Source organism: Roseibaca sp. Y0-43, assembly GCF_020667835.1.
Lineage (GTDB): Bacteria > Pseudomonadota > Alphaproteobacteria > Rhodobacterales > Rhodobacteraceae > Roseinatronobacter.
In genome coordinates, this window is record NZ_JAFMPR010000029.1 from 1 (window position 1) to 2,876 (window position 2,876).

The window sequence follows — 2,876 nt, forward strand, 5'->3', positions numbered from 1 at the left end:
AAGCCGAGGAGAAATATAAGGAGGCCTTGAAGTCAGACAAAATTGCAGCTTGAAATACGAACTCAACAGTCTCCGGCGAAACCGGAGCGGTTCAGGCTGAGTAAAGAGGAAGATTTCAACCGAGATCAGATTCTTCAGGTTGCTGTACAGCATTGTCGTGCCTGTCAGGGCGCACTGAACCAAGTTGAAGCGCATAGCCCCGGTGTCGCGCTTAGCCTGAGTTACGAAGATTTGCTCAGTGATACATTCGCACAGTAAGCATCCGGCGAGGGACGCGGTCACGCGGCCTTGACGGCTTCCTGCATGACCTTGCAGTTCCACGGGAGCAGCTCGGTCAAGCGTGACACGGTGATGTCCGGCATGCGCGCCAGGACGTCTGCCATCCAGGCTTGGGGATTGATGTCGTTCATCTTGCAGGTGACGATCAGGGTATACATGAAGGCCGCCCTGTCGCCGCCGCGTTCAGACCCCGCAAAAAGCCACGACTTTCTTCCCAATGCTATGCCTCTGAGAGCGCGTTCGGCGGCATTGTTGGTCAGGCAGATACGCCCATCATCGAGGAAAGCGGTGAAGGCATCCCATCGGTCACCCTTGGGCGGCATCAGATAGTCGATGGCCTTTGCGACGCTGTTGTGTTTCGACATTCGCGCGCGTTCGCCGAGTAACCAGGTGTGCAGCTCCTCGACCAGTGGCCGGGATTGCTCCTGCCGCACGGCAAGGCGGGTATCCGCGCCCATGCCATTGATCTCGCGCTCGATATCGAAGATCGCGTCGATACGTTTCACTGCCTCCAGAGCGACGGGCGAGATGTCATGCGCGGGCTTGTTCTTGCGCACGTTGCCGACGATATCGGCCAGTTCGAAGAACTTGCGTCGTGCGTGGCTCCAGCAGAGTGCGCTGCGCGCAGGGCCGGGGCTGCGGTCAGCCAGATAGAGGTCATTGTAGCCGCTATAGGCATCGGCTTGCAGAACACCCTGCCAGCCAGCGAGATGCTTGTTTGGGTGGATCATCTGGCGATCACGGGAGAACTTGAACAAGGCGGCAGGTGGCGCGCTGCCACCCCACGGCTGGTCATCGCGCACATAGGTCCAGAGCCGCGCTGTCCTGGTGCCGCCGCGCGCCAGAAGCGGCACCGTCGTGTCATCGCCGTGCAAGCGCGCTGCGGTCAGCACATGGCGCTCGATCAATTCGTGGATCGGAGCCAGCGCCACGCAGGCATGACCGATCAGATCAGCCAGGGTGGACAAGCTGAGATCGATGCCCTCGCGTGCAATGCGCTCGGATTGCCGGTTCAGTGGCTGATGCTGACCATATTTGTCAAAAGCAACCATCGCGATCAGTTGCGGCCCGGCCCATCCGCGGGGAATGGTGTGGAAGGGTGCAGGTGGCTGGCTGATCTTCTCGCATGCCCGGCAAGTGAATTTCTCGCGCACAGTCTGGATCACCTTCCACTGCCGTGGGATGACCTCGAGCGTCTCGGTGACATCCTCGCCCATCTTCACAATGCGATCCGAGCCACAGCAGGTGCAGGTGGTCGGCGCCTCAACCACAACACGCTCACGCGGCAGATGGTCGGGAAAGGGTTTGCGCAAGGGCTTGCGCCGCGTGAAGGCGCGCACGGTGCTGGTCTTGTCCTGCGCTGCTGCTTGTTCCGCCGCCAGCGCATCTTCCGTGGCGGCGGCTTCCAATTCCTCAAGCTGCAACTCCAGCTGATCGATCAGCCGCGCGCGGCGTTCGGAGGAGATGCCATATTTGTCGCGCCGCAGCTTGGCGATCTCCAGCTTCAATTCCTGGATCATCGCTTCCGTGCAAGACGCCAAGGCACGCGCCTGCGCCAGGTCGCGTTCGGCGGCCTGCGCACGGGCCGTTTGTGCGGCCAGTTCAGCGCGTAATCTGGCGATTTCGGAAGCGGCATCTGACATGGCAGAGGACTACCACAATTGCCCCGGATCGCCAATAAAAACAGGGGTTTCAGGATGAATTATCCAGCCTTTGCAGGCCTTTGCGTCCAGCGCGGATTACGCCAATCGATCCCTTCGAGAAGATAGCCGAGCTGTGCGGCCGATATTGAAACTGCCGTCCCATCCCGGCTCACAGGCCAAATGAATTTCCCCGCTTCCAGCCGCTTTGTGTAGAGCGACATGCCGACCCCGTCATGCCAGAGCAGTTTCACAAGATCGCCTTTGCGGCCACGAAAGCAGAAGATTTCGCCGCCATGCGGATCACGACCAAGTCCCTGCTGCACCGACAATGCCAAGGTGTTCATCCCACGCCGCATGTCAGTCACTCCACCTGCAATCCACACCTTCGTGCCAGCCGGAAACGCGATCATCGCAGCAACCTCAGGCCATTGAGCAAGCGCGCGGCCGCTTCCATGTCAAAATCAGCAGGGATTATCACACGACATCGTTCGCCGAGATCGATTGTCATTACGGGCGGTTGCGACGCAGGCACGGGGGGCAGGCCTTCAGAAGCCGGCCCATCGTCTTGGGGAACAAGGCGCATGAATTGCGTCGCGCACCCAAGCATCCCATACTTGTGCCGATAGCGCCAATCGTAGAGCATCGAACGCGATATCTCATGGCGCCGCGCGACCTCGGCCAATGTCACGCCGTCGCAATGGCTTTCCTCAACAATCCGGGCTTTCTCGTCATCCGTCCAACGGCGACGGCGGCCGGTATCAGAAACTGACAAAACTTGAATGCGGTGGGTGTCTTCGTGTGCGTCCATAAGGACACTCGATAAACGCTCAGCCCGCTAAACAGCCAGACGGCCCTCGGCGGCTTGAAGTTACCCACAAGTTGGGCCAAGTCCCAGACAGGTGGCCATATTTAGGGTTGACCTGCCTGAATCTAGCGTGATTCGTTCTCTGGCAC

The 2,876-nt window shown here is 59.6% G+C and carries 3 protein-coding genes; all 3 read right to left on the bottom strand.

Annotated elements, in window-relative coordinates; translation table 11 throughout:
* Positions 1-278: 278 nt before the first annotated feature.
* The 3 genes from tnpC to tnpA are packed head-to-tail and all read right to left on the bottom strand — an operon-like array spanning position 279 to position 2,730.
* Entirely contained in the window at positions 279-1,922 is a 1,644-nt protein-coding gene (tnpC, locus tag J1C52_RS14920) for an IS66 family transposase (RefSeq protein ID WP_227428722.1), read from the bottom strand.
* Between the two features lie 59 nt (positions 1,923-1,981).
* Positions 1,982-2,332 (bottom strand): IS66 family insertion sequence element accessory protein TnpB, encoded by a 351-nt coding sequence (gene tnpB, locus J1C52_RS14925; protein ID WP_227428723.1) that lies wholly within the window; start codon positions 2,330-2,332, stop codon positions 1,982-1,984.
* Positions 2,329-2,730, bottom strand: coding sequence for an IS66-like element accessory protein TnpA (tnpA, locus tag J1C52_RS14930; RefSeq protein ID WP_227428724.1), 402 nt, complete (start codon positions 2,728-2,730; stop codon positions 2,329-2,331). Before tnpA ends, tnpB begins: the two co-directional genes overlap by 4 nt.
* Positions 2,731-2,876 lie beyond the last annotated feature (146 nt).